Source organism: Streptomyces sp. TM32, assembly GCF_004122755.1.
GTDB classification, from domain to species: domain Bacteria; phylum Actinomycetota; class Actinomycetes; order Streptomycetales; family Streptomycetaceae; genus Streptomyces; species Streptomyces sioyaensis.
Window position 1 is genome coordinate 17,577 of sequence record NZ_SDIG01000051.1, and the last position, 18,036, is coordinate 35,612.

15 protein-coding genes are annotated in these 18,036 nt (G+C 72.8%); 11 read left to right on the forward strand and 4 right to left on the reverse strand.

Features of this window, described 5'->3' with window-relative positions:
* Positions 1-14: 14 nt before the first annotated feature.
* A complete protein-coding gene (locus EST92_RS14355; RefSeq protein ID WP_129281320.1) occupies positions 15-1,238 on the forward strand; it encodes an acyl-CoA dehydrogenase family protein in 1,224 nt (407 codons plus the stop codon).
* A 109-nt stretch (positions 1,239-1,347) separates the two neighbouring features.
* On the opposite strand, the gene sepF is transcribed toward EST92_RS14355, so the two are convergent.
* A complete protein-coding gene (gene sepF / locus EST92_RS14360) occupies positions 1,348-1,797 on the reverse strand; it encodes a cell division protein SepF (protein ID WP_129281321.1) in 450 nt (149 codons plus the stop codon).
* Between the two features lie 397 nt (positions 1,798-2,194).
* On the opposite strand from sepF, the gene EST92_RS14365 reads away from it, so the two are divergent.
* The 7 genes from EST92_RS14365 (at position 2,195) to EST92_RS14395 (ending at position 10,084) form a co-directional block, all read left to right on the forward strand.
* On the forward strand, positions 2,195-4,726 hold the full coding sequence (locus tag EST92_RS14365) for a nitrate- and nitrite sensing domain-containing protein (RefSeq protein WP_254068810.1): 2,532 nt from the start codon (positions 2,195-2,197) through the stop codon (positions 4,724-4,726).
* Positions 4,723-5,148, forward strand: coding sequence for a roadblock/LC7 domain-containing protein (locus EST92_RS14370; RefSeq protein ID WP_129247604.1), 426 nt, complete (start codon positions 4,723-4,725; stop codon positions 5,146-5,148). The genes EST92_RS14365 and EST92_RS14370 overlap by 4 nt, the downstream gene beginning before the upstream one ends.
* Positions 5,145-5,486 (forward strand): DUF742 domain-containing protein, encoded by a 342-nt coding sequence (locus tag EST92_RS14375; RefSeq protein ID WP_129281322.1) that lies wholly within the window; start codon positions 5,145-5,147, stop codon positions 5,484-5,486. The genes EST92_RS14370 and EST92_RS14375 overlap by 4 nt, the downstream gene beginning before the upstream one ends.
* On the forward strand, positions 5,470-6,072 hold the full coding sequence (locus EST92_RS14380) for an ATP/GTP-binding protein (protein WP_129281323.1): 603 nt from the start codon (positions 5,470-5,472) through the stop codon (positions 6,070-6,072). Before EST92_RS14375 ends, EST92_RS14380 begins: the two co-directional genes overlap by 17 nt.
* A gap of 372 nt (positions 6,073-6,444) precedes the next feature.
* Positions 6,445-7,353 carry a S1 family peptidase gene (locus EST92_RS14385; RefSeq protein WP_129281324.1) on the forward strand — a complete coding sequence of 303 codons (909 nt, stop codon included), beginning with the start codon at positions 6,445-6,447 and terminating at the stop codon, positions 7,351-7,353.
* A 260-nt stretch (positions 7,354-7,613) separates the two neighbouring features.
* A complete protein-coding gene (locus tag EST92_RS14390) occupies positions 7,614-8,537 on the forward strand; it encodes a slipin family protein (RefSeq protein ID WP_129281325.1) in 924 nt (307 codons plus the stop codon).
* 470 nt (positions 8,538-9,007) lie between these two features.
* Positions 9,008-10,084: a S1 family peptidase gene (locus tag EST92_RS14395; protein ID WP_129281326.1), complete on the forward strand. Its 1,077-nt coding sequence runs from the start codon at positions 9,008-9,010 to the stop codon at positions 10,082-10,084.
* Positions 10,085-10,173: 89 nt separating this feature from the next.
* On the opposite strand, the gene EST92_RS14400 is transcribed toward EST92_RS14395, so the two are convergent.
* Both EST92_RS14400 and EST92_RS14405 read right to left on the reverse strand, forming a co-directional pair.
* A complete protein-coding gene (locus tag EST92_RS14400) occupies positions 10,174-10,614 on the reverse strand; it encodes a subtilase-type protease inhibitor (RefSeq protein ID WP_129281327.1) in 441 nt (146 codons plus the stop codon).
* Positions 10,615-11,058: 444 nt separating this feature from the next.
* Complete coding sequence (locus tag EST92_RS14405; RefSeq protein WP_129281328.1) at positions 11,059-11,814, reverse strand: TetR family transcriptional regulator; 756 nt, start codon at positions 11,812-11,814, stop codon at positions 11,059-11,061.
* A 106-nt stretch (positions 11,815-11,920) separates the two neighbouring features.
* Here EST92_RS14405 and EST92_RS14410 point away from each other — a divergent pair, with 106 nt between their 5' ends.
* Complete coding sequence (locus EST92_RS14410) at positions 11,921-12,691, forward strand: SDR family NAD(P)-dependent oxidoreductase (RefSeq protein ID WP_129281329.1); 771 nt, start codon at positions 11,921-11,923, stop codon at positions 12,689-12,691.
* 57 nt (positions 12,692-12,748) lie between these two features.
* Here EST92_RS14410 and EST92_RS14415 read toward each other — a convergent pair whose 3' ends face one another.
* Entirely contained in the window at positions 12,749-13,072 is a 324-nt protein-coding gene (locus EST92_RS14415; RefSeq protein WP_129281330.1) for a nuclear transport factor 2 family protein, read from the reverse strand.
* 264 nt (positions 13,073-13,336) lie between these two features.
* Between EST92_RS14415 and dnaE the strand changes: the two genes are divergently transcribed.
* Entirely contained in the window at positions 13,337-16,960 is a 3,624-nt protein-coding gene (dnaE, locus tag EST92_RS14420) for a DNA polymerase III subunit alpha (protein WP_129281331.1), read from the forward strand.
* On the forward strand, positions 16,957-18,036 hold a 1,080-nt coding region (locus tag EST92_RS14425), incomplete at its 3' end, for a helix-hairpin-helix domain-containing protein (protein WP_129281332.1). The genes dnaE and EST92_RS14425, both read left to right, overlap by 4 nt.

Below are 18,036 nucleotides of genomic sequence, written 5' to 3' on the forward strand. Positions count from 1 at the left end.
CCGGAGGCCCCGCCATGTCCGCAACGCCGTCCGCAGAGTCCTCAGCGCCCTCAGCGCCCTCGACGGTCCCGCCGTTCGACGCCGGCGACCCGCTGGGCATCGACGATCTGCTGACCGACGAGGACCGTGCCGTCCGTGACACCGTCCGCCGGTGGACCGCCGAGCGGATCCTGCCCTCGATCGCCGACTGGTACGAGCGCGGCGAACTCCCCGGCATCCGCGAACTCGCCCGTGAGCTGGGCTCGATCGGCGCGCTCGGGATGTCCCTGACCGGCTACGGCTGCGCCGGCGCCTCCGCGGTCCAGTACGGCCTGGCCTGTCTGGAACTGGAGGCCGCCGACTCCGGTATCCGCTCGCTGGTCTCCGTCCAGGGCTCGCTGGCCATGTACGCGATCTGGCGCTTCGGCTCCGAGGAGCAGAAGCAGCAGTGGCTGCCGCGGATGGCGGCCGGCGAGATCCTCGGCTGCTTCGGCCTGACCGAACCCGACATCGGCTCCGACCCCGGCGCGATGCGCACCCACGCCAAGCGCGACGGGACGGACTGGGTGCTCAGCGGCCGCAAGATGTGGATCACCAATGGTTCGGTGGCCGGTGTCGCGGTGGTCTGGGCCCGCACCGACGACGGCATCCGCGGCTTCGTGGTCCCCACCGACGCCCCCGGGTTCTCGGCCCCCGAGATCAAGCACAAGTGGTCCCTGCGCGCCTCGGTGACCAGCGAACTGGTCATGGACGAGGTGCGGCTGCCGGCCGATGCCGTGCTCCCCGGGGCCAGCGGACTGCGCGGCCCGCTCGGCTGTCTCAGCCATGCCCGCTACGGCATCGTCTGGGGCTCGATGGGCGCCGCCCGCGCCAGCTTCGAGGCGGCGCTGGACTACGCGACGACGCGCGAGCAGTTCGGCAGGCCCATCGGCGGCTTCCAGCTCACCCAGGCCAAGCTCGCCGACATGGCCGTCGAACTGCACAAGGGGATCCTGCTCGCCCATCACCTGGGGCTGCGGATGGATGCCGGGCGGCTGCGCCCCGAGCAGGTCAGCTTCGGCAAGCTGAACAACGTACGGGAGGCGATCGAGATCTGCCGTACGTCGCGGACGATCCTCGGCGCCAACGGGATCTCGCTGGAGTACCCGGTCATGCGTCACGCCACCAACCTGGAATCGGTGCTCACCTACGAGGGGACCGTCGAGATGCACCAGCTGGTGCTGGGCAAGGCACTCACCGGCCTGGACGCCTTCCGGTGAGCGGCTCCGTGCGCTGAGGCGGGCGGCCGCCGCCCGGCCCTGGGGGCCGGGACACGCCGGCGGCGGCCGCCGCGGGTCCCCGGGCCTGCCCCCGCAGGCCCGGAACCGCTCAACTCTGGTTGAAGAAACCGCCGTTGCGGTGCCCGCGGGCCTCGCCGCTGACGACCATGTAATCGGCGGGGGTCAGCAGGAACACCCGGGTCGCGACCCGCTCGATCGAACCGCGCAGACCGAAGGTCAGCCCGGCCGCGAAGTCCACCACCCGCTTGGCGTCGGCGGGCTCCATGGACGTCAGATTGACGATCACCGGGACGCCGTCCCGGAACAGCTCGCCGATACCGCGGGCGTCCCGGAAGCTCTCCGGGGAGACCGTGGCGATGCGGGTGCCCTGGTCCTGGGCGGCCTCATCGGCCACCCGGACCCGGGGGTCGGTGACCCACGGGTTGTCACCCGGGTCACCGGCATCGGGTCCCTCGGCGTAGTCGTCGTCGTAGTAGCGCTCGTCATCACTGTCGTCGACGAGGCCAAGCCAGGCACTCGCCTTGCGCACCGATCCCATTGACGCCTCCTCTCACCCGCGGTCTCTGCGTGTCCGCCCCTATCGTCGTCCATGAGGCGGAGGGTGTGCCAAGTGGATAGCCGCCGCACGGGGGGTTCGTGACACATCTGGTGCAAAGAGGGTGGCGCGCCATCAGCATTCGCGCCCCATAAGGAAACTGACAGTACGAAGAACGTGACGGTCGGTATTTTACCGGGGCGATACCGAAAAGTGGCCGGTGAAAGGGGGAGCGAACCCCTGGGTAGGTTCGTGCACGGGACCAGGGCAAATGCCAAGGGCGCCGGCGCACCACCGGGAAATAGGACGATGATCGGGTGACTGGCCCATCCGAGGGTCGTTGACACGGCAGCAGATCGAGATCTGCCCACCGCATCAACTTCCCTCGAAAGTTCTGTACGTGGAAACTCAGACCACACGCGCCGGGTACCGGCGCCTCCGGCACATGGTGACGGCCACGGTCGTGGCGCCACGCACCATCCGCGCCAAACTCGTCCGCATCCTGGCCGTCGCCCTCGCGATACTCCTCGCCCTGCTCGGCTTCTCCGCGGCGCGACAAGTGGGCGACTACGAGAACGCCGGTACCACCGCGGCCGACGCCCGGCTCTTCGACGCCCTCCAGGGCTTCCTCCACGAGCACCAGAAGGAGCGCGGGCTGACCACCGGCTATGTCGGTGGTGTCCGGGAGTTCCACGACCGGATGCTCGCCCAGCGCCCGCGCACCGACGCCGCGCGCGGCGCGGTGGACCGCGAGCTGGCCGGCCGGCGCGACCGCGCCGCCGGCGCCGTACGCGCCGCCCTGGTCCGCGTCAACGCCCTGCAGGGCATCCGCGCCGCCGCCGACCGTGGCACCGGCCGGGTCGAGCGCACCTACTCCTACTTCACCGACGCCGATGTCGCCCTGAACGGCCTCGGTGCCGGTCTCGTCGAGGTCCGCGACGGCGAGCTGCGCGCCGACTACCAGGCGTTGCAAGTCCTGGGCACGGCAAAGGAGTTCCTCGGTCAGGAGCGGGCCGTCGTGCTCGGCTCGCTGCACTCCCGGCGGTTCCACGGCGAGGACTACACCCGCTTCATGACCGCCCGCTCCGGGCGGCTGGCGGCCCTGGACTCCTATCCCGCGTGGGCCTCCGCGAAGCAGCGGCGGGAGGTGGCGGAGGCGCTGGCGACGCCGGTCGCCCGGCGGCTCTTCGGCTACGAGAAGGAGATCGTCGACGGGCGTGGCGCGCTGCCGGCTCCCGCGGCGGTGCCGCCGACCGCCTGGTACGACGCGGCGACCGGCACCATCAACGGGCTGCGCACCGTCCAGATCGCCCTGGGCGAGGACATCAAGGACCGCGCCTCGGCCCTGCAGGACGAGGCCACCCGGACGCTGGTGCTCTTCGGGCTGCTGGCCCTCGGCTCGGTGCTGGCCCTCGGCGCGCTGGCCGTCGGCGCCGCCCGGTCGGTCTCCGGGCCGCTCGGCTCCCTGACCCGCCAGGCCCGCGAGGTCGCCGGCGGCCGGCTGCCCGACGCCGTCGCACAGGTGCAGTCCGGGGCCGGCACGCCCGCGCCGCTCGGCCCGCTGACCGTCCCACGGGGTGCGGGCACCGAGGTCCAGCAGCTGGCCGACGCCTTCGACCAGATGCAGAAGGTGGCCTACGACCTGGCCACCGAGCAGGCCGTACTGCGCCGCAACGCCACCGAGTCGCTGGTCAGCCTCGGCCGCCGGAACCAGAACCTGGTGCGGCGTCAGATCAGCTTCATCAACCGGCTGGAGCACGAGGACGCCGATCCGGAGACGCTGGCCAACCTCTTCGAGCTGGACCACCTCGCCACCCGGATGCGCCGTAACGCCGAGAGCCTGCTGGTGCTCGCCGGTGAGGCCAGTCCGCGGACCTCGGCCACCCCGCTGTCGGTCACCGATGTCATCCGGGCGGCGCTCGCCGAGGTGGAGGAGTACCGCCGGGTCACGCTGCGCCGGGTCGACGCCGGTTTCCTCAGCGGTGTGGTCGTCTCCGAGATCGCCCATCTGCTGGCCGAACTCGTCGAGAACGCACTGAACTTCTCGCCCCCGGAGACCGAGGTGGAGGTCGAGGGCCGTCGCACCAGCGCCGGCTATCTCGTCGCGATCGTCGACCACGGCACCGGCATGACCGCCGCGGCGATGGCCGAGGCCAACGTCCGGCTCTCCGGTATGGCCGGCTTCATGGCCGAACCGACCCGCTTCCTGGGGCACTTCGTGGTCGGCGCGCTGGCCCGCAGGTGCGGTGTGGAGGTCAGGCTCGGCGAGGCGCCGGCCGCCGGCACCGTCGCCCGGGTGCTCATCCCGGGCAGCCTCCTCACGGAGCCGTCCGCGACGGCGGCCGCCACGGACGTCCCCGGCACCCGTTCGGAGCGGCGGGCCACGAAGCCGGAGCGGAACCGGCCCGCGGCCGGGCCCCGCGCGGACGACGGAGCCGAGCGGCACGATACGGCCGGCCCACCCGCCGAGCCGCGGCCCGCGGCCGGGCCCGCCGCGGACGACCGGGCCGCCGAGGCGCTGCCGCACCCCCGCGCCGCACGGGAATCCGCGGCGGAGGCCCCGGCGGAGGCCCCGGCGGAGGCCCGCGGTTCAGCCGCGTCCCGCACCCGTAACGGGCTGGTCAAGCGCGCCCGGCGGAGCGCCATCCAGTCGGCGGTGAACGAGGCGGCCGCGCCGCGCTGGCAGCAGACGGCCGCCCCGACGCCCGACCGGACCCCCGATGAGGTGTCCGGCATGCTCGCCACGCTCCGCAGCGCCCATATGCGCGGCGGCATCAGCGTGGAGAAGGAGCGGGAGAAGGAGCGGGAGAAGGAACAGGAAAGAGAGCAGGAGAAGGAACAGGCGGCGGGGGCGGCGGAGTCCGGGCAGGGCAGCGGGCAGGACACCCGGCCGGAGACTGCCCGGACGGCGAAGAAGGGTGACGAGAAGTGAGCGTCGATCTCCACAGCGATTCCCAGACCTTCAACTGGCTGCTGGCCAGCTTCGTCCGCAAGACGGACGGGGTGCGCGACGCGGTGGCGGTCTCCTCGGACGGCCTGCTGATCGCGGTCTCCGACGGCCTGGGCCGGACCGACGCCGATCACCTGGCGGCGGTGGTCTCGGGCCTGTCGAGCCTGGCGCGCAGCGCCTCGCGCCGCTATGAGTTCGACGGCGTCAAGCTCATCATGATCGAGATGGGCCGCGGCTACCTGCTGGTCTCGGCGGTCCGGGACGGCAGCTGCTTAGGTGTGCTCGCCGACAGCACCGGCGAACTCGGCCTGGTCGGCTACGAGATGGCGGTGCTGGCCGAGCGGGCCGGGGATCTGCTCACCCCGGCGCTGATCGCGGATCTGCGGCAGGTCCTGCCGCGATGAGCGAGGAAGCCGATGCGGCGGAGCTGTTCGTCCGGCCGTTCATCATGACCGGCGGCCGGGCCGAGCCGATACACGACGGGCTGCGCCTGGAGACGCTGGTGGTCGCCGGGCCCGAGGCGTCGCTCGCGGGCCTGGAGTTCGAGCGCCGCCGGATCGTGGCGCTGTGCGCCCGGCCGACGATGGTGGCCGAGGTGGCGGAGAAGACCGGGGTGCCGCTGGGCGTGGCCAAGGTGCTCATCGCCGATCTGGTCGTCGCCGGACTGCTGGTCTGTCAACAACCCAAGGAGCTGCCGCTCCATGTCCTGGAGAGGATCAGGGATCATGTCAGGGCGCTCTGACAACGCCGCGCCGCTCGCCGTGAAGATCGTGGTCAGCGGCGGTCTCGGCGTCGGCAAGACGACGTTCATCGGTGCGATCTCCGAGATCGAGCCGCTGGACACCGAGGCCGCCATCACCCAGGTCTCGGTCGGCGTGGACTCGCTGGCCGGCGTGGAGAACAAGACCACCACGACGGTCGCGCTGGACTTCGGCCGGATCACCCTCGACCCCACGATCGTGCTGTACCTCTTCGGCACACCGGGCCAGGACCGCTTCTCCTTCCTCTGGGACGATCTGGTCGAGGGCGCGCTGGGCTCGATCGTGCTGGTCGACACCCGGCGGATCGAGGACTCGTTCCCGGCGCTGGACTACTTCGAGGAGCGCGGCACCCCGTTCGTGCTGGCGGTCAACCGCTTCGACGGCGCCCGGCACTTCGCGCTGGAGGAGGTCCGTGAGGCGCTGGGCATCGACGGCGGGGTCCCGGTGCTGGCCTGCGATGCGCGCGGGCGCCCGTCCGTACGCGAGGTGCTGGCCGCGCTGATGGACGAGGTCGTACGGCGGCACACGGCCGGCGGCCCGGCGCGGGCGGACGCGCTCGCCCGCTGAGGGGAGGGGCGGGGGCCGGGCCGCTCGCCTCGCGCCGAGGCCCGGCCGCCCGCCTCGCGCCGCGGCCGGGCCCGGCTGCCTGATGCCGCGGCCGGCACGCCGCCCCCATGTCCCGCCCGAGCACTGCCCCGGCAGCCGTCAACGAGGCTGCCGGGGCGAGGTGTTACGGGGGCACAAGACGTCCGGACGCAAGACGTTCCGGACACAAGACATTGGTGAATGCCTCTTGCGCAGTGGGGGCGGTGCGCCTGACACTCCGCTCAGCGCTTGTCAGGGGCACGCCGAAAAGGAACGTGCGGATTCCGGTCTGCCCCTCGGCTGCGCCTCACGGGCTGCCCACCGGCGGCCCCCCGATCCCCCTCGGAGGAATCAGTGAGGAACGCGCGCACCAACCCCCACAGCGGCGTGGCGAGACGTACCCGGCTGATCGCCGTGGCGTCCGGACTGGTGGCCATCGGAGCCATCGCCATCCCGACCGCCCACGCCCAGAACCCCGCACCCGCAAGGACGTTCAGCGCCGCCCAGCTCAGCGCCGCCGGAGACGCGGTCCGGGCCGCGGATGTCGCCGGCACCGCCTGGCGGGTCGACAGTGCCACCCACACCCTGGTCGTCACCGCCGACCGCACGGTCTCCCCGGCCGGGATCGCCAGGATCGAGCGGGCCGCCGGCAGCAACGCCGGCGCGGTCCGCATCGACCGCGTCCCGGGCACCTTCCGCAAGTTCATCTCCGGCGGTGACGCCATCTACGCCCCCAGCTGGCGCTGCTCGCTGGGCTTCAACGTCCGTAGCGGCAGCACCTATTACTTCCTGACGGCCGGTCACTGCACCGAAGGAAAACCGCCCTGGTACACCAGCTCCTCGCACACCACGAGCATCGGCCCGACCACCGGCACCAGCTTCCCGGGCAACGACTACGGCATCGTGAAGTACACCAACACCTCCCTGTCGCACCCCGGGACGGTCGGTAGCCAGGACATCACCAGCGCCGGCACCCCGAGCGTCGGTCAGTCGGTCACCCGCCGCGGCTCCACCACCGGCATCCACAGCGGCAAGGTCACCGCGCTGAACGCCACCGTCAACTACGGCAGCGGCGACATCGTCTCCGGACTCATCCAGACCACCGTCTGTGCCGAGCCCGGTGACAGCGGCGGCCCCCTCTACTCCGGGACCAAGGCCCTCGGCCTGACCTCGGGCGGCAGCGGCGACTGCACGTCCGGCGGCACCACGTTCTTCCAGCCCGTCACCGAAGCGCTGAGCGCCTACGGCGTGAGCGTCTACTGACGCCGGCCGGCTGACGTCCCTGCGGACCGCGGTGCGCAGGGACCGACGGCACGGTGGACCGCCGGAGCCGGCTCCGGCGGTCCGAGGGTCTGTCGTTTGGACCGGGCCGGCCTGATCCAAACGACAGACCCCAGGGTTCCCGTCCGCCGGCGGACGGGAACCCGGCCGCGCCCCGCGAGCCTCGACCGCCCTCCGAGCCGGGCATACCATGGTAAACAACGCGATTCGGATGGCGTACGGCACACGTTCAGGGAGCCGTGATGGTCGAAGAACTGGTGACGAGCGCGGTGGCGCTGGCCTCTGTGGGAGCGGTCTACCTCGTCGCGGCGGCGCGGGTGGTCAAGCAGTACGAGCGCGGTGTGGTGCTCCGGCTGGGGCGGCTGGCCTCCGAGGTGCGCGAGCCGGGATTCACCATGATCGTTCCGTTCATCGACCGGATGCGCAAGGTCAATATGCAGATCGTCACGATGCCGGTGCCCGCCCAGGAGGGCATCACCCGGGACAACGTCACCGTGCGGGTCGACGCGGTCGTCTATTTCAAGGTCGTGGACGCCGCCGACGCGGTCATCCGGGTCGAGGACTACCGTTTCGCGGTCTCACAGATGGCGCAGACCTCGCTGCGGTCGATCATCGGCAAGAGCGAGCTGGACGATCTGCTGTCGAACCGCGAGAAGCTCAACCAGGGCCTGGAGCTGATGATGGACAGTCCGGCCATCGGCTGGGGAGTGACCGTCGACCGGGTGGAGATCAAGGACGTCTCCCTGCCGGAGACGATGAAGCGCTCGATGGCCCGCCAGGCGGAGGCGACCCGGGACCGGCGTGCCCGGGTGATCAACGCCGATGCCGAGCTGCAGGCGTCGAAGAAGCTGGCCGAGGCGGCCGAGGCGATGTCCGGCCAGCCCGCGGCCCTGCAACTGCGGCTGCTGCAGACCGTAGTGGCGGTCGCCGCCGAGAAGAATTCCACCCTTGTCCTGCCTTTCCCGGTCGAACTGCTGCGGTTCCTGGAGCGCTCCGGGCTGCAGGCCCAAGCGGAGACCGCGGCGGCCGAAGCCGCGCGGGGGCGCGCGGAGCGGCCGGCCGCTCCTGAGGTGTCCGACGCCGCGCCCGCGGCCGTGGAGCGCGAGACGGAGGGCGAGCTGCCGGCGGAGCTGGAGGACCTCCCGGAGGCGGAGGACCTGCCGTAGGGAGCAGAGGACTTGCCGTAGGCAGAGGACCTGCCGTAGGGCGGAGCGCTTCCGTCTGTCTGATGTCCTGTTGAGCGCCGTATGTACCCGTTGAGGCGGGTGTGTACGGCGCTTTGCGCTGCCCGGGGGCGGCTCCCGGACGCCGTTTTCCGGCCAGCTATAGTCCTCACACGTGGCGAGGCCGTCGCGCTTCCGGATGCCCGCTGAAGTCCGCACTCGACGTCTGGGGACGCGGACACAGGTGTGACCGCCGTGTGGCGAAATGGTGAACTCCCGTATGTGAGACCGGTACTCGGTCTTGTGCACGAGTGAGGCGGATGGGGATACTCGGCCGCGCACACGTTGGCATGGACGCGACTTCCGAGGGGTGCGGCTTCCCGGGGGGACCGTCCGTGTTCCGATTCCCCGCTCTCCGGGCTCGGACAACTCCCCACGGTTTCCGGGCTCTTCCCCCCACGGGAGGCTCTGAGTTGAAGCACCGACGCATACCCAACCGACGCGCCGTGATCGCAGGTGCGGGAGCGCTCGCGCTCGCCGCTTCCGCCACGGTGGTCCTCGCCAATGCCAACGCGTCCACGGCGCCGGCTCCCACCCCCGCACTCGCCAAGCTGACCTCCGCCGCGGCGACCGCGCTCGCGTCCCACCTCAAGACGGACACCGCGGGCGCGTTCTACGACGCCAAGGCCAAGAAGCTGGTGGTCAACGTCGTGAACCAGGCGCAGGCCAGGGCCGCGCGGGCGAAGGGGGCGGAAGCCAGATTCGTCAAGCACACCTTCGCCCAGCTCGACGCTGCCCGGCAGACGCTGAAGTCGAAGGCGACCATCCCCGGGACGTCCTGGGGGATCGACCCGCAGAGCAACAAGGTCGTGGTGACCGCCGACCGCACGGTCAAGGGCGCCAAGCTGGACCGGCTGACCAAGGTCGCCCAGGGCCTCGGTGACAAGGTCGAGGTGCGCCACAGCAAGGGTGAGTTCAAACCCTTCATCGGTGGCGGCGACGCGATCTGGGGCGACGGCGCCCGCTGCTCGCTCGGCTTCAACGTGGTCAAGGACGGTCAGCCGTACTTCCTGACGGCCGGCCACTGCGGCAACGAGATCAAGAGCTGGTCGGACCAGCAGGGCGGCTCGGCGATCGCCACGACCGAGGACTCCAAGTTCCCGGGTGACGACTTCTCCCTCGCCAAGTACACCGGCGACACCGCGCACCCGAGCGAGGTCGACCTCTACAACGGCAGCACGCAGAAGATCACCAAGGCCGCGGAGGCCACCGTCGGCGAGAAGGTGCAGCGCAGCGGCAGCACCACCCAGGTGCACGACGGCACCGTCAAGGCGCTGAACGCCAGCGTCAACTACCAGGAGGGCACGGTCGACGGTCTGATCCAGACCGATGTCTGTGCCGAGCCCGGCGACAGCGGCGGCGCGCTCTTCGACGGTGACGCGGCGATCGGCCTCACCTCCGGCGGCAGCGGCGACTGCACCAAGGGGGGCGAGACCTTCTTCCAGCCCGTCCCGGAGGCGCTGAAGGCCTACGGCGCGGAGATCGGCTGAGGCGGCCCGCGCCCGGCAGGCCCTGAGCTGCCGGACAGAGCGATCCCCGGGCACCGCCGTCCGGTGCCCGGGGATCGCGAACGGTCCGGTCAGAAGTCGAAGACCGAGCCGCGGCCGTCGGTCATCGCGCAGGGGTTGGCGAAGGTGTAGCTGTACGAGACCCGCTTGCCCTGCCACACGCCGTCCGCGGTGACCACGATGGGAGCCCACTCCTTGGTACACAGGCGCTGCGACGGTGCGGCGGTCACCGCGTTGAAGTCGCCGGCCACCGTGCGCAGTTGGTCACAGGCGGCTATCGGGTTGGGGTGGCTGCCGCCGGCCTTCGGCATGCAGGTGAGCGACACCGCGCGCTGCACGGTGGCGGTCGCACGGCTTGCGCCCTGGCCCACCGTCAGCACCAGTTCCGACGGGGCGTACAGGCCGCTGGACCGCCCGGACTGCGCCGGGGCGGCGACGGCCTGTGCGCTGGTGGCCAGGCCGCCGAGAACCAGCGCCGCGCCGAGCGCGACCGCCCCAGTGATGTACCGCATGACGAACACTCCCTTGCTCGAAGGTGCAGATACCGGACGGGAGTCTGGCCCAACCGCATCCCGAAAGCATCTTGAGCGCGCATGAAGCGTTCACTTTGAGTCGTTACTCGAAAGCTCAGGGTAATGGCGCGAACGAGCCGGAGGGGGTGCGTGGCGGCCGGGCGAAAGTGCGGCCCGGCCAGTGGAGTTGCCCCGTTCGTCATGCTCCTGGCAAGAGGCGCTTCCCTCCGGAATACCCGGATCCGGCCACCGACCGGCCGTTCGGGAAGGTTTCGATCTCCGGCGATTGGCTGAAGAGCGGGGCCGGAGGGTCCCTCCGTGCGGCGCCGGTCGCCCGCCGAGGTAGGAGCCGGCCCGCCGCCGGTCGCCTTACCGGCCTGCCGGGTCCGTCGCCGTGCCCTTCCTGGGGTCCTCCCGGGGCCCTGCCGGTGCTCTCCCGGGGCCCTACCGGCCCGGCCGTTCCGTGCCCGCCGGCCCGTCGCCGCGCCGCCCTTTTGCCGTGCGGCCCGGCTTCCGCGTCCGCGCGGCAGGCTTCCGCGCCCCCGCCTGTCCGGGCCTCCCGGTCAGCTCCGGCAGCCCCGCCGTCAGCGCCCGCATGCTCCGCGCCACCAGCTCCGCCGGCCCCTGCGGCCCGTCCGGCGCCGCGTCGCCCGCCGCCCACTGCTCCACCGCGACCCGCATCGCGGTGTTCGCGGCCGCCGCGGCCAGCCGTACCTCCAGCGGGCCGGCGCCGGTCAGCCGTCCCAGGACCGGCATCAGCGCCTCCTCGGCGTCGTGGTGAACCCGGTGCCAGACCGCGCGCAGCGCCGGGTCGCCCGGCATCGCCCGCAGGAGCCCGCGGGTCCGGCGCAGGGACTCGGCGGCCGGCGCGTCCGCGGGGGTCAGCGCCCGGCGGGCCGCCCGCTCCAGCGCCTCGCGCACGGGCGGTGCGTCCGGGCCGGCCGGTGACGCCGCCAGATCGTCGACCCACTGCCGCACCCCGGTGGCGAGCAGCGGTACCACCGCATCCTCCTTGGTGCGGAAGTAGCGGTAGAAGGTGCGCAACGCGACGCCCGAGGTCCGCGCGATCTCCTCGGCGGTGACGGCGGCGCCGCGCTCCGCGAAGAGTGTGGCCGCGGTCCGTGCGATCTCCAGCTGGGTCGCGGCCTTGCGCCGCTCGGTGAGCGAGGGGCGGGGGCGCGGGGCGGGCTCGGAGGGCATGGACGTCAGCCTACGTGGCATGCCGCATCTGCACAGGATGCGAGTTTGGCACGATGTGACACTTTGGAGTTAGCGTGCGGGAACGCCTTGAGGACGGAGCTGGACCATGCATCGCTTTGACGGACACCGCGCCCTGATCACCGGCGCCGGCTCGGGCATCGGACAGGCCACCGTCCACCGGCTCCTCGCCGAGGGGGCCCGGGTGGTCGCGGCGGACATCGACGCGGACGGCCTGCGGAGCACCGCGGACCGTGCCGCCGAGGACGGGACGGCCGGGCGGCTGGTGACGAGGGTGCTGGACATCGCCGACGAGGCGGCGGTCCGCTCCGGCGTCGCCGCCGCGGTGGCCGGCCTCGGCGGTCTGGACGTCCTGGTCAACGCGGCCGGCATCCTGCGCTCCGCGCACACCCACGAGACCGGCCTGGATCTCTTCAACAAGATCATCTCGATCAATCTGACCGGTACGTTCCTGGTGACGCGTGAGGCGCTGCCCGCCCTCTTGGAGGCCCGCTCGCCGGTCGTGGTCAACTTCAGCTCCACGTCCGCGGCGTTCGCGCACCCGTACATGGCGGCCTATGCGGCGAGCAAGGGCGGCATCCAGGCCATGACGCATGCCATCGCGAGCGAGTACAGCAAGCAGGGGCTGCGGGCGGTGTGCGTGGCGCCGGGGTCCATCGCCAGCGGGATGACCCGCGGGCGCGTACCGGGGCTGCCCGAGGACGCCGACATGACCCTGTTCAACAAGCTCACCCCGGCGCTCGGCGAGGGCTTCGCGGCCCCGGAGACGGTCGCGGGCGTGATCGCGATGCTCGCCTCGCAGGACGGCGCGTTCATCACCGGCACGGAGATCCGGATCGACGGCGGCACGCACATGTGAGCCGGTGGGCGAGCCGATGCGTGAGCCGGCGGCCGGCGGGCGCCGAGGCGAACGGCCTCACGCCTGCCCGGTCTCGAAGCGGCTCACCTTGCCGTCCTCCACCGTGAACCGCCAGCGGGTCCGCATCTCGCCCCAGGTGTCGTTGCGGTAGTTCGCGACGAGGGACAGCCCGTGGTCCGATTCGGACTGCACGTCCAGGTGCCCTCGCGTGGCAAAGATCTCCCGGTCGCACCACTCCCGCAGATCCTGGTCGAGGCCGTCGTCGGACATGGTGGCGCCGGTGGTCAGGGCGTCGAAGAACGCCTGCTCGTCATTGCTGTTGAGGGCCGTGACCAGGGCCCGGACCGCGGGGTGGGACAGCCGGCCGGCGGAGATGGTCATGAGGGGATCACGTCCTTCGTGCGGGTGCCGTCGTCCGTCGTGGCCCCGGGGCGCTCCCTGCCGCGGTGCGGCGGTGGTCCGGGGCCTTTGTTCCCTCATTTTCCGGTCGGCGACGGGGCCGTGCAGAGCAGGTGGGGCCGATCGGCGGAGGCGGGGCGGTGATCTTCGGCTTCTCTTCGTACGAATGTTCGATGGACGGGTATGGTGGAGGAGAGGAGCGGGGGTCACAGGGTCGGTCGGGGCGGATGAGTGCAGGAGGTGCGGATGCCAGGGTTCACGCATCTGCACACCGCTTCGGGGTTCTCCCTGCGCTACGGCGCCTCCCATCCGGAGCGTCTCGCCGAGCGCGCCGCCGAGCGCGGGATGGAAGCCCTCGCGCTGACCGACCGGGACGGGCTCTCCGGGGCCGTACGCTTCGCCAAGGCCGCCGCCGAGGCGGGCATCCGTCCGCTGTTCGGCAGCGAACTCGCCGTGGCGGAGCAGGCGCCGGGACCCGCTGCCGGCAGTGCCACCGTGCGGCGGCGCACCCCGGTGCGCGGCGGCGCCTTCCTCGACGAGTCCGCCGCCCGCGCCGTCTTCCTGGCCCGCGACGGCGCGGCCGGCTGGGCCGCCCTGTGCCGGCTGGTCTCGGCCGCCCATGCGGGCGGGGCCGAACAGCCCGTCCTCCCGTGGAGTGCCCTGGCCTCCGCCGCCGACGGACTGACCGTGCTCCTCGGACCGGACTCCGAGGTGGGCCGGGCGCTGGCCGCCGGCCGCCCGGACCGCGCCGCCCGGCTCGTCGCCCCCTGGCGGGAGCTGTACGGCGAGGGGCTGCGCCTGGAGGTCGTCGACCACGGGCGGCCCGGCAGTGGACCCGGCTCGGCGCGGCTGGCCGCCCGCACCCTCGGCTTCGCCGTCGACCAGGGCATCCGTGCCGTCCTGACCAACGCGGTGCGCTATGCCGACCCCGGCCAGGGCCCGGTCGCCGATGTCCTGGACTCCGCCCGCCGCCTGGTGCCGGTGGACCGGCACCGGCCCGAGACCTGGGACGGCGGTGAGCGCTGGCTCAAGGACGCCGCCGCGATGCGGCACACCGCCGGGCGGATCGCCGAGGCGGCCGGCTTCCGGCGCGACCTCGCCCACCGGCTGCTCGCCATGACCGAGGAGACCGCCGGCGAGTGCCTGGTCGACCCGCAGGACGACATCGGACTCGGCCGGATCCACTTCCCCGAGCCGCGGCTGGTCGGCGCGGAACACCGCACCGCCGCCCGGGTGCTGCGCTCGCGCTGCGCCGCCGGGATGGTGCTGCGCGGCTACGACCGCGACCGGGTGCGCTGGACGCGGCTGCAGGACGAACTGCGCACGATCGAGCGGCTCGGCTATCCCTCGTACTTCCTGACGGTCGCTCAAGTCGTGGACGACATAAGGGAGATGGGGATACGGGTGGCGGCCCGCGGGTCCGGCGCCGGGTCGCTGGTCAACCACCTCCTGGGCATCGCACACGCCGACCCGGTCGCCCACGGGCTGCTGATGGAGCGCTTCCTGTCCGAACGGCGGGCGGCGCTGCCGGACATCGACATCGACGTGGAGTCCGCCCGCCGGCTGGAGGTCTACCGCGCGATCTTCGACCGCTTCGGCGCGGAGCGGGTCGCCACGGTCTCGATGCCCGAGACCTACCGCGTGCGGCACGCCGTACGCGACGTGGGCGCGGCGCTGGGCATGGACCCGGCGCAGGTGGACCGGCTGGCCAAGGCCTTCCCGCACATCCGCGCCCGGGACGCGCGGGCGGCGCTGGCCGAGCTGCCGGAGCTGCGCGGGGTGCGGGAGGCCGGCGACGAGCGGCTGTGGCAGCTGGTCGAGGCGCTGGACGCGCTGCCGCGCGGGATCGCCATGCATCCGTGCGGGGTGCTGCTGTCCGACGCCACGCTGCTGGACCGTACGCCCGTCGTGCCCACCAGCGGCGAAGGCTTCGCGATGTCCCAGTTCGACAAGGACGACGTGGAGGAGATGGGGCTGCTCAAGCTCGATGTGCTGGGCGTGCGGATGCAGTCCGCGATGGCCCATGCGGTCGCCGAGATCGGCCGGGCCACCGGGCGCCGGATCGACCTCGACGACCCCGCGCAGGTGCCGCCCGGCGACGAGGCGACCTACGAGCTGATCCGCTCGACCGAGACGCTCGGCTGCTTCCAGATCGAGTCGCCGGGCCAGCGTGATCTGGTCGGCAGGCTGCAGCCCGCCACCTTCCACGATCTGGTCGTCGACATCTCCCTCTTCCGGCCGGGGCCGGTCGCCGCCGACATGGTGCGGCCCTTCATCGAGGCCCGGCACGGCCGCAAGGCGGTCCGCTATCCGCACCCGGACCTGGCGGAACCGCTGCGCGAGACCTATGGGGTGGTGGTGTTCCACGAGCAGATCATCGAGCTGCTGCGGATCATGACGGGCTGCCTCCGGGACGAGGCGGACGAGAAGCGGCGGGCGCTGTCGCACCCCGAACTGCAGGGCAGGGTCCGCGCCTGGTTCGCGCAGTGCGCCGAGCGGCGCGGCTACCAGGCCGACGTGATCGCGCGCACCTGGGAGATCGTCGAGGCCTTCGGCTCGTACGGCTTCTGCAAGGCGCATGCGGTGGCCTTCGCGGTGCCCACCTACCAGTCGGCCTGGCTCAAGGCGCACCACCCCGCGGCGTTCTACGCCGGGCTGCTCACCCATGATCCCGGGATGTACCCGAAGCGGCTGCTGCTCGCGGACGCACGGCGGCGCGGGGTGCCGGTGCTGCCGCTGGATGTGAACCGCTCGGGCCTCACCCATCGAATCGAACTGGTGTCTGGCGAGGGGCCTCGTTCCGACGGTTCCGGGGGCCGCTCCGGTGCGGTCTGGGGGCTGCGGCTCGCGCTCTGCGATGTGCACGGCATGAGCGAGGCCGAGGCGCGGCGGATCGAAGCGGGGCAGCCCTACCACTCGCTCCAGGACCTGTGGCAGCGGGCCAGGCCGGGCCGCCCGGTGGCCGAACGCCTCGCCCGGGTGGGCGCGTTGGACGCCTTCGGCGCGAACCGCCGGGACCTGCTGCTGCACATCGCCGAGCTGCACCACCGCCGGCGGCAGGCGTCCGGCGGCCAGCTGACGCTGCCGGGCCGGGCCGTCGACGGCGTGGAGCCGGAGGCGGCGGCCGACGCGGTCGAGCCGGCGGGACTGCCCGACCTCAGCGAGGTCGAACGGCTCAGCGCCGAGCTGGGCGTCCTCGGCATGGACGCCTCCCGCCACCTCATGGCCGATCACCAGGAGTTCCTCGCGGAGCTGGGGGCGCTGCCGGCCCGGCTGCTGCGCGAGGCCCGGCACGGCGAGACGGTACTCGTCGCCGGCGCCAAGGCGGCCACCCAGACGCCACCGATCCGTTCCGGCCGGCGGGTCATCTTCACCACCCTCGACGACAGCACGGGCCTGGTCGACTGCGCCTTCTTCGACGCTCCCCCGGGCCCTGGCGGCCCGGGAGGTACCCCCAGTCCTGTTCAGGCCTGTGCACACACGATCTTCCACTCCTGGCTGCTGCTGGTGCGCGGTACGGTCCAGCGGCGCGGTCCGCGCAGCCTCAGCGTGGTCGGGACCGCCGCCTGGAACCTCGCCGAGCTGGCCGAACTGCGCCGCGAAGGCGGGCTGGAGGCGGTCACCGCCCGGCTCGCGACCGGGCCGGACGGGGGAGGCGTCGCGCCGGACACCGAGGCGGCCGGGGCGGACCGGGAGGCCGGCGGGGAGCCCGGCCCCGGCGAGGAGCCCGAGCCGGCCGGCGCCCCGGACCGCACCATCCGCCTGGAGACCGGCTACGAACTGCACCCGTGGGCCGACCTCCAGCCCCCGGGTGAACGCGCCGCCACCGGACGCAAGTTGTGGCACTCCAGCCCCGGGAGCGCGGGATGACCCCTACCCCGAGGCCGCCCGCCGCGGCGCCGGAACCTCCCGGCGTCCCGCGGCAGCCGGGCATGCTCCACATCTGCTTCCGGGTCGCCGACGGCACCCCGCTGAGCGCCGGGTGCTTCGAGCAACTACTGCGGCTGCTCGCACAGTTCACCCCGGTGATCGAGGCGCTGCCGCCGGATGCCGCGCTGGCGGACGTCCGCGGTGCGCTGCGCTACTTCGACCGGGACGCGGTGGGCATCGCCGAACTGGTGCGGCTGCGCGCGCTGGCCTGGCACGGCGTACGGTGCACGATCGGGATCGCCGCGAACCCGCTGCTCGCCCGGATGGCGGCCCAAGGGGCGGCCCCGGGAGAGATCAGGGTCGTCCCCGATGACGCCGACGCCGTCGCCGCGTTCCTCGACCGCCGGCCGGCCTCGGCGCTGTACGGCGTCGGCCCGGCGACCGCGCGCGCCCTGTGTGCGTACGGGCTCGACAGCGTCGGCCGGATCGCCGCCGCACCGCCCGCGACCCTGCAGCGGATCCTCGGTGCGAAGACCGGCCGTGTGGTCTACGAACGGGCCCGCGGGATCGACCCGACGCCGGTGACCCCCAACGCCGCGGCCCGCTCGATGGCGGCCGAACACCGCTTCGTCCACGACGAGCTGGACCCGGACCGCCGCCGCCGGGCGCTGCTCTCGCTCGCCGACGGCCTCGGGGCCCGGATGCGGGCGAGCGGGCAGGTGGCCCGTGCGCTCACCCTCACCGTCCGCTATGCCGACCGCTCCACCACCACCCGCACCCGGCGGCTGGACGGGCCGACCGCGCACGGACCCGCCCTGACAGAGGCGGCATACGCCCTGCACGCCGCGCTCGGACTGCAGCGGGCGCGGGTGCGGTCGGTGGCGCTGCGCGCGGAGGACCTGTGCCGCGCCGAACTCGCCGCCCGCCAGCTGACCTTCGACCCGGCAGACGACAGGGCACACCGCATCGAGGCCGCCGTCGACCGGGCCAGGGCCCGCTTCGGGACCGGGAGCGTACGGCCCGCGGCGACCCTCGGCGGAGCCGGCCGTACACCCCCGCCCCCGCCCCCGGGGACG

Bases quoted from the DNA above. Each gene is read 5' to 3' on its own strand.
- EST92_RS14405 (WP_129281328.1), bottom strand. From the start codon at position 11,814: ATGCCCTCCGAGCCCGCCCCGCGCCCCCGCCCCTCGCTCACCGAGCGG.
- EST92_RS14415 (WP_129281330.1), bottom strand. From the start codon at position 13,072: ATGACCATCTCCGCCGGCCGGCTGTCCCACCCCGCGGTCCGGGCCCTG.
- EST92_RS14410 (WP_129281329.1), top strand. From the start codon at position 11,921: ATGCATCGCTTTGACGGACACCGCGCCCTGATCACCGGCGCCGGCTCG.
- sepF (WP_129281321.1), bottom strand. From the start codon at position 1,797: ATGGGATCGGTGCGCAAGGCGAGTGCCTGGCTTGGCCTCGTCGACGAC.
- dnaE (WP_129281331.1), top strand. From the start codon at position 13,337: ATGCCAGGGTTCACGCATCTGCACACCGCTTCGGGGTTCTCCCTGCGC.
- EST92_RS14380 (WP_129281323.1), top strand. From the start codon at position 5,470: ATGTCAGGGCGCTCTGACAACGCCGCGCCGCTCGCCGTGAAGATCGTG.
- EST92_RS14375 (WP_129281322.1), top strand. From the start codon at position 5,145: ATGAGCGAGGAAGCCGATGCGGCGGAGCTGTTCGTCCGGCCGTTCATC.
- EST92_RS14400 (WP_129281327.1), bottom strand. From the start codon at position 10,614: ATGCGGTACATCACTGGGGCGGTCGCGCTCGGCGCGGCGCTGGTTCTC.
- EST92_RS14355 (WP_129281320.1), top strand. From the start codon at position 15: ATGTCCGCAACGCCGTCCGCAGAGTCCTCAGCGCCCTCAGCGCCCTCG.
- EST92_RS14390 (WP_129281325.1), top strand. From the start codon at position 7,614: ATGGTCGAAGAACTGGTGACGAGCGCGGTGGCGCTGGCCTCTGTGGGA.